The organism is Marinobacter caseinilyticus (assembly GCF_011074955.1).
Taxonomy (GTDB): Bacteria; Pseudomonadota; Gammaproteobacteria; order Pseudomonadales; family Oleiphilaceae; genus Marinobacter; species Marinobacter caseinilyticus.
On the sequence record NZ_WUQJ01000032.1, the window covers coordinates 1 to 6819 of the forward strand.

The following is a 6819-nucleotide window of genomic DNA, read 5'->3' on the forward strand; positions in this document are numbered from 1 at the left end:
TGCCATACAAAAACTTCGTTGTAATGGCATCGGTAGTAGCCCAAATTAAGGCTGCTCGCGGATTGAGCGTATTACCAAAATCAGAGTAATGATCGTAACGGATGCCGCTCACTAACTGCCAGTTTTGGGCGAACTGCCATTCATCCTGCACAAAAACATAGTAATTAGTTCGCTTTTCTTCTGGCATCCAGACCTGACTGGGATCGTTGGAAACGTCTTCGATACTACTTTTTGGACTGAAATCAGGGTTAAAGTTTTTACTTTCAGTAACTTCATATAAATCTGCCCAAAATGCGCCTGTGCCACTAAGTATCCGATGGTTGTCCAATTCGTTGTAGATTGAACTCAAGTCAAAACGTATTTGATTCTCTTTATACCCCGGACTTCCAATGAATCCATCTGGGAAGGATCCATTAAAGGCGCCAGGAGGATAAAGAGTAATATCATTTTCTGGCTCTTGCGTTATGTTGAGGTAACTGACTCTCGCCTCAACGTCTAGCCCGCTCACAACATCCTGCCAACGATAGCTATAGTCTGTGTTGAAACGCTTGGAGCTGTAACGCCCTTCAGGGTCCAAGGCCTGTGCCACGCCTGGACCAGTGCCAATATTGCGACGGTCTTGGATGCCCGCCCTCAGTTGCCAGTTTTCAGCCCCGACATCAAGCCTTGCATCTACCTGATCAACAGAGGTGTTCACTGGACCAGGAGCTAAAGATGCAGACGTTCCGAATGAATCATCGAAACCTGTCTGTGCATCACGATCTATATTTTTTCGCCAACCATCTGTCTCTTGATATTCGAGTATGAAACCGACACCCATGCTACCCAATTGTTCTCCGGCTTCAACCCAGCCTCCGTGAGTATCGAAACTGCCCACTCTTGCACCAACAGTGGTGTGCTGAATGTCCTTCGAAGTCTTGGTGATAATGTTAATTACCCCAGCGTAAGCGTCGGCGCCATATAGTGCAGAGCCAGGCCCGCGAATTACCTCAATGCGATTTATTGCCTTAATTGGCATTCCGCCCCACACCGTAGTCCGATTACCAAACATCATTGTGGTTACTGGAATTCCATTAACGAGCAACAGCGCCTGCGGATTAAAACTCGAGGTCATGCCCCTAAAAATATACTTGGGTGAAAATGTCTGATCAGAGTGATTCACGTGCAAACCAGGAACCGTCTCCAGCACCTGATCCAGATCCGTCGCGCCCATCGCTTGAATGTCTTCAGCACTGATAACGGACGTGATGGCGGCCGCTTTATCCAACGGAGTTTCGGTACCCGAGGCAATGGACACCACTCGAATCTGACCTAACTCCTCCAGTGACGTGTCCCAAAGACTGTCTTCCTGGCCCGCGGCCTTTGCAATACCTGGCGACAATACGCACGCGAGTGCCAGTGTACTCGCGCAGTGTCGAAGAAGAGGGCGGGGCGTATAGCTTGCCAGTTGTGCTTTATTTAGCATCACGGGGCTCAGGGCTCTGACTGTATTGTGCAAACAATGGGTGCAAGTTTTAACCCTAGAGTCTTATCCGGGCCAATCGAAGAAATTAACTGGGCTCGTGTGGGCAGGTCAAACGCCTCTCACAAGAAAAACACATATCGAATAGGAGTTTAGACATATCTGTTCCATAAGCAAGTGAACTTGGGCATGAAGTCTTACTAGGGGGGTTCCCTACATCTTATTCAGTACGGACCACCAAGCCCTGAGCCTCAAGGTGACTACGAAGCACCTCCACACGCGCGCGGTTTGCACCTAGGTCATAAATCCCTAGCAAGGATTGAGATCGAACGTTGATCATTCGCCCGCTGTCATCCACCAGCAACTCGACAACGTCAGGAAAGTGGAAGAGCTTGCTATAGCAGGTCAATTCCAGATACCCAAATCGCTCTTCACTCAACGAAGCTCCAGGTAAAGCGAGGGCCTCCGCTTTAATTCGATCCCACGAAATCTGATCCAAACCCTCTGTAAGCCTGAACGGTTCAACAAAATACAATCCCACTTCGGATTCGCTGGAAACGCAGTTAATCAGTGGCGGACATCCGGAAAGTCGGAATTCTGTGCCGGACACCGGAACATTCGGTGTTGAGACGCATGCGGATAAAAGGCCAAGTAATAAAGCGATGGGCAGGATATTCAAGCGCATGAAGAGTTCCATTTGATTGCATTCGGCCGAACTTTTTGTCCAGTCACCATACCGATGATTCCGCAGGAGGGGAATCGATCCGCGCTAAGTTTGATATCCAGGTCAAAAAACCTGGTTATAGCTGCACGAACGTAATAAATTCCATCCGGACAGGCCCGGGCGTCAAGGTATGGGCAGGCAGTGTGCGGCTGATACTTTTTTCCCTATACTGCAGCCTTTCACCGCAACGGTTAGACCAACACACATGACGAACACCTATACAATCAACAGACCCAGACAGCGGGCCATATTCTGGATCCTTCTGCCAATGCTTGTGCTCTTGGCTTTGTACGTGGCTCCCGCATTTCAAACCACCGAAAATGTCACTGTGTTGCTGGACGATTGCGTGACCGAAAGCTGTGAACTGAGGGGAGACCTCACAGTGGACCTTTTTAGCAGACACTACGTACTCACTCTGGCTGATGGTCGAACGTTGACGTTTGAGCAAGATCGGGTAAGTTTCATGCACTGGCCATCAGCCACTAATCCGGCGAACCAGGACTGAGCTCGCAATCCGTCAATTGATCAGCTGGAGAAGCCTAATCTGGTACATCCATGTCACCTGCTGGTAAAGCGTCCTTCCTGAGTTGGCACGACCTTGTAATTGATGGGTGCCGTCAACGCAATGCGCTCAAACCTGAATGGGCGTAGGCTCAGCGTTTATATTTTGCAGTTCGGAGCTAACCGAATGAATTATAGAGTGTTACGTCAATTTTCCGGGGCCATTGGGTATGGGCGCTGGCTTTTATTCTTTGCCATTGCTGGGGTCTGCCTGGGTTTATCTCCTTTGCTCCTGGCTCATGGAGTGGAAGAGGGGGATGCGACGTTCATAGAGCAGACGAATGGGGCACAGTTGTTGCCCTTCATGTACTTGGGTGCCAAGCACATGGTGACCGGGTATGACCACCTGTTGTTTCTGGCGGGCGTCATTTTCTTTTTATACCGTATGAAAGAGGTGGGTATCTATGTGACTCTGTTTGCCGTCGGGCACAGTGTCACTCTGTTGTACGGCGTGCTAAGCGAAACCAACGTCAATCCATACATAGTCGATGCCATTATCGGGTTTTCAGTGGTTTACAAGGCTCTGGATAACCTTGGCGCATTTCGGCGCTGGTTTGGGTTTCAGCCCAACACCCACGCCGCTGTTCTGATTTTCGGTTTTTTCCACGGTTTTGGCCTGGCGACAAAGCTTCAGGATTTCACGCTGTCTGACAATGGCCTGGTCCCAAACATGATCGCGTTCAATGTAGGGGTAGAAATTGGCCAACTTATGGCTTTGAGCGTCATTTTGATTGCAATGAATTTCTGGCGTAGAACAGACGTCTTTCCACGGCAGGCGCTGGCCGCCAACGTTCTTTTAATGAGCGCCGGTTTTATGCTGATGGGCTATCAGCTGACTGGGCTGTATACCGTTTCCTGAGGATCTGAAGCATGCACAACAATTCAAATATGGATCGGGAAGGCCTTCCTTCCACTAAAAGTTTGCTGCGTGCAACGGCCATTGCGGTGCTTATAGGCCTGCTGGTGCTGATCACAACCATTATGCCTGCGGAATATGGCATTGATCCCACCGGGCTGGGTGAGAAAATGGGACTGACATTGCTCAGCCAGCCAAACTCTGCGGAACCCACTTCACCGGTTACCAGTTCGTCCGCTGGAAATCAGACTGCGCTTTCCACAGGCCCCGTTTGGAAGACATCAAGCAAGCTAAGCTCCGACACCACGACGGTGACGTTGAAACCGAACGAAGGGCTCGAAGTAAAGGCCATAATGAACACCGGTGACCGCATGGTCTTTCAGTGGGATTCTGAGGGTGGCCCAGTGTATTTCGACATGCACGGTGAACGATTTAATGACGGCAACAACTTCACCAGTTATTGGGAGGGACAAAATCAGCCCTCCGGCAGTGGCACCTTTGAAGCACCGTTTGACGGAAGTCATGGCTGGTATTGGCAAAATAACGGTGAGGAGACCGTTACCATCGTCCTTCAAAGCAGCGGTTTTTACGACAGCATTGGCAAGAAGTGATCGGGAGTTTCTCGATTCCTCATTAGATACACGTATTGTATTTAACATAATATACATTATGCGCACTGTAGGGCGGGGAATCTGGTACATTTTGAGCCTGCTGGACGACCACAGAAAGTGCTAAAGAATTGCCACAGAAAGTCCTAAATTTTCACAGGAAGTACTATAGCCATCGTCCACCTGTCTATCTTTATGATTCTACGATGGTTTTATGGATTTATCTTTCACGTCAATTTATGGGTGCGCAAGAGCTTCGATACTGGCTACCTATTTCGCTTCGATGGCATTATCGCTATTCGGATCTGAAAATTTCGTGGGGTGAGTTTTATGAGTACCAAAGCATCGATTACCGCTGGCGAATGACACCATCTCTATTTCCAGGAGTATTTGGATAGCAAACCACAGAACGTTTTCTTTGAGCTGATCCGGCCTCGCGAGCACTCCATTGCGAAAGAAAAGAAACGACGCGGGACGGAGTCATCGATAACTTGGTTGTGGAAATTCCAGCCGAGATTATGGACGACATTGCGAACGCCTGGATAAAGAAGCGAAAACTGCAAGGAGCCCTTGGCGGTCCTGTTGGTAATGAGCTTGGGAGTCCCGACAACCCTTGGTATTGATCTTCCGGTACCGTTTGTTTATAAATCCGTTAAAATAACATTATTACGGATTTTACATTTGACCTCTCCTCGCATCCGAGTGGCTTACCAGGAGCTTACCCGATGAGCAAGACCGGCCAGGCGCGCGTGCTCACGCCCGAGCAGTTCGCCCACCTCTTGGGTGAGATCAAAGAGCAACGTTACCCAGAAAAGAATACGGCGCTGGTTCAGATCAGCTTCAAGCTCGGACTTCGAGTTCAGGAGATCGCGCTACTCCAGATCAAAGACGTCGCCGAGCTTGGCCCTGGGAGTTCGGGTTCTGTTCAGCGCTCCTTCAAACTTAAGGAAATCCTTGCGTTGCCTGCGGCTTACACTAAGGGTGCCGATGCGTTGAAGCGATCCAAATCCACGTATCAGCGGCGTCGGATCAGTTTTAGTGTGCACGATTTCCACCAGCTTGTTCAGCGAATTGAAACCATGGCCAAGGCCGGCGCCGAGATCAAGCCAGAGGATTTTTATCCTGAGGTCAAAAAACATCGTGGTAGATCGCGTGATCTTCCAATGGATGACATCGCGCTGAGAAAAGCTATCGAAAATCACCTTGCGATCCGCTTGGCGGCGCAACCTTCGGTGAAAAAGACCGATCCCCTATTCCTGACTCAAAAAGGAGGCCCCTATTCTCCCAATACTCTCCAGGAACACTTCGCTCTCATGCAGCGGCAATGGGCAGGTATTGAGCGAGCCAGCTCCCACAGTGGTCGGAGGACTTTAATGACGAATATCATTCATGAACAAAAGAAGTCCGTTAAGGTCGCTCAAAAGATTGCTGGCCATGTGTCACCGTCAACAACGCTTATCTACGAAGAACCTCCTGAGGAGTCGTTGAAGGAAGCGTTGCAGGATGTTGGCTACAAATATGTTGGTTAGTCCAGCACCCGAATAACATTTAAAGCGCAGTCGTTATTAGTATCCAAACGCCTCGAATGCCCTTGGTTTGCGTACATGACCGGTTAAAATTTTCAGCTACCTTGCCATGAAACTTGTTGATAGGGCCGGATACAGGTAGCTGCCCTGCCCCCTCGAGATCGACTCATTTGACTACTCCGGCCCATCCAACGTGGATTTCATGGCTAATGGGATACCCCAGTGACTGAAAAGCGAAGTTGGGTTTGGTCGCAAAGCGAACATTCGGTGAAACTAAAACCACGTCTCGTTAACCATTTTGATCACATGGAACGATCTCGCTGGATCTTCAAGCTTCCCCGTTTCATGCAGCCATCAATACACATTTGGCTTAAACGAGGCACCTTCTCGGATTAGTACCATCTGATCACCAAACCCATTGCCGGCAATCGTGATGGCATTTTCGGAAAAATTCCCAAAGCCACGTGCAGACTCAGTTTCTGCACGAAATTCTCCTTGGCTATAACGCCCGCCAACCCACAGTTTGCGCTGCATGGCCGCGTTGGGCACGTGTTCCAGGGGCGTTATAAAGCGATTTTGGTTGAGAAGGACAGCTACCTGTTGGAACTATGCCGCTACATCGTGCTGAATCCTGTTCGCGCCGCGATGGTTCGATTGGCTGTCGAATGGCCCTGGAGCAGTTACCGCGCAACGGCGGGGTATGAAAGGGGTTTAAAGGCACTCGATATCGATTGGATTCTGTCTGCCTTTGGTGAAAAACGAGCCAAGGCCGTGGAGAGCTACGAGACCTTTGTGGCTGACGGCAAGAATCAGCCATCTCCGTGGGAAAAGCTCAAGAACCAAGTCTATCTCGGAAGCGATCAATTCGTTGACCAAATGCAACAGCGAATTGAACGGCCAGAACGTCTCAGTGAAATACCCAGGAGTCAGCGTCGCCCCTTGGCCAAGGCGCTGCAATTTTACAAAGATTCTGCCCCCTCCCGAAACGAGGCCATTCATTTAGCGTATGCGAGTGGCGGGTACGGCTTGAAGGAAATTGGTGATTTCTTTGGGATCCACTATTCCCGAGTGAGTCGGATTTT

General features: G+C 49.7%; 6 protein-coding genes. 4 read left to right on the plus strand and 2 right to left on the minus strand.

Annotated elements, in window-relative coordinates:
• Both GRX64_RS19745 and GRX64_RS16550 read right to left on the minus strand, forming a co-directional pair.
• A partial coding sequence (locus GRX64_RS19745; protein ID WP_282433957.1) for a TonB-dependent receptor plug domain-containing protein occupies positions 1-1300 on the minus strand: 1300 nt, incomplete at its 3' end.
• A gap of 382 nt (positions 1301-1682) precedes the next feature.
• A complete protein-coding gene (locus GRX64_RS16550; RefSeq protein WP_166268862.1) occupies positions 1683-2147 on the minus strand; it encodes a DUF1499 domain-containing protein in 465 nt (154 codons plus the stop codon).
• 727 nt (positions 2148-2874) lie between these two features.
• Between GRX64_RS16550 and GRX64_RS16555 the strand changes: the two genes are divergently transcribed.
• From GRX64_RS16555 to GRX64_RS16570, 4 genes are all read left to right on the plus strand, one after another.
• Positions 2875-3606 (plus strand): HupE/UreJ family protein, encoded by a 732-nt coding sequence (locus GRX64_RS16555; RefSeq protein ID WP_166268863.1) that lies wholly within the window; start codon positions 2875-2877, stop codon positions 3604-3606.
• Positions 3607-3617: 11 nt separating this feature from the next.
• Entirely contained in the window at positions 3618-4214 is a 597-nt protein-coding gene (locus tag GRX64_RS16560) for a hypothetical protein (RefSeq protein ID WP_166268864.1), read from the plus strand.
• Between the two features lie 722 nt (positions 4215-4936).
• Complete coding sequence (locus GRX64_RS16565; protein ID WP_166268865.1) at positions 4937-5740, plus strand: site-specific integrase; 804 nt, start codon at positions 4937-4939, stop codon at positions 5738-5740.
• A 492-nt stretch (positions 5741-6232) separates the two neighbouring features.
• The coding region (locus tag GRX64_RS16570; RefSeq protein WP_166268866.1) for an addiction module toxin RelE at positions 6233-6819 on the plus strand (587 nt) is incomplete at its 3' end.

Coding starts and splice junctions, on each gene's coding strand:
- GRX64_RS16550 (WP_166268862.1), bottom strand. CDS start 2,147: ATGCGCTTGAATATCCTGCCCATCGCTTTATTACTTGGCCTTTTATCC.
- GRX64_RS16555 (WP_166268863.1), top strand. CDS start 2,875: ATGAATTATAGAGTGTTACGTCAATTTTCCGGGGCCATTGGGTATGGG.
- GRX64_RS16560 (WP_166268864.1), top strand. CDS start 3,618: ATGCACAACAATTCAAATATGGATCGGGAAGGCCTTCCTTCCACTAAA.
- GRX64_RS16565 (WP_166268865.1), top strand. CDS start 4,937: ATGAGCAAGACCGGCCAGGCGCGCGTGCTCACGCCCGAGCAGTTCGCC.